General features: G+C 70.4%; 1 protein-coding gene. It reads left to right on the top strand.

The window, feature by feature from the left end; genetic code table 11:
* On the top strand, positions 1–560 hold a 560-nt coding region (gene guaA / locus KUM32_RS40925), incomplete at both ends, for a glutamine-hydrolyzing GMP synthase (RefSeq protein ID WP_254406787.1).

Genomic DNA, 560 nt, shown 5'->3' with positions numbered 1-560 from the left:
AGCCGGACCCCGTCCTCGTCGTCGACTTCGGCGCGCAGTACGCACAGCTCATCGCCCGTCGCGTGCGCGAGGCGCGGGTGTACAGCGAGATCGTGCCGTCCACCATGCCGGTGGCCGAGATGCTCGCCAAGAACCCGCGGGCGATAATCCTCTCCGGCGGCCCCTCGTCGGTGTACGAGGAGGGCGCGCCGCGCGTCGACCGCGCCCTGTTCGAGGCCGGGGTGCCCGTCTTCGGCATGTGCTACGGGTTCCAGTTGATGGCCGAGTCGCTGGGCGGCACCGTCGACGACAACGGTGCCAGGGAGTACGGGCGGACGCCGCTGGCGGTCGCCAAGTCCGGCTCCACGCTCTTCGAGGGCACCCCGGACCAGCAGACCGTGTGGATGTCGCACGGCGACGCGTGCTCCGCCGCGCCCGAGGGCTTCACCGTCACCGCCTCCACCGACGTGGTCCCGGTCGCCGCCTTCGAGAACGACGAGCAGAAGCTCTACGGCGTGCAGTACCACCCCGAGGTCATGCACACCACGCACGGCCAGCAGGTCCTGGAGCACTTCCTGTAC

Source organism: Streptomyces sp. AC627_RSS907, from assembly GCF_019049165.1.
This window is presented reverse-complemented; position numbering and strand designations above follow the sequence as displayed.